1 pseudogene is annotated in these 342 nt (G+C 60.5%); it reads right to left on the bottom strand.

Annotation, left to right across the window (positions count from 1 at the left end):
* Nucleotides 1-134: 134 nt before the first annotated feature.
* Nucleotides 135-342: pseudogene (locus EN857_RS33735) on the bottom strand (uracil-DNA glycosylase); the annotation flags it as partial.

Below are 342 nucleotides of genomic sequence, written 5' to 3'. Positions count from 1 at the left end.
ATTCTCGTCCGGTAGCGCAATAAGCGCTGACGTCGTCATTCCAGGGCGAAGCAGGAGCGAAGCTTTGAGACGCTGGCAGGACAGAGGGGGGGCGTGAAGGAACGCTACAAATCTCACTTTGCGTTCCTTTCGTTTCAAGCCGCCATCAACCCCCTCACCTTCCGCATATCCCTTAAAAACCGCTCCCGCTCCGCTTCCTTGTCCGCCGGCTCGCGGATGCGGAGGATGAGGGATGGATGGATGGTGATGAACACCCGCAGGCCGTCGTCGCGTTCGATCACATTGCCACGCATCTTCAAGATCGGCACCGCCTTGCCGAGGAGCGCCTGTGCGGCGGTCGCG

The organism is Mesorhizobium sp. M4B.F.Ca.ET.214.01.1.1, from assembly GCF_004791545.1.
GTDB lineage: Bacteria > Pseudomonadota > Alphaproteobacteria > Rhizobiales > Rhizobiaceae > Mesorhizobium > Mesorhizobium abyssinicae.
The sequence above is the reverse complement of the archived record's forward strand: the minus strand, read 5'-3'. Positions and strand labels throughout refer to the sequence as shown.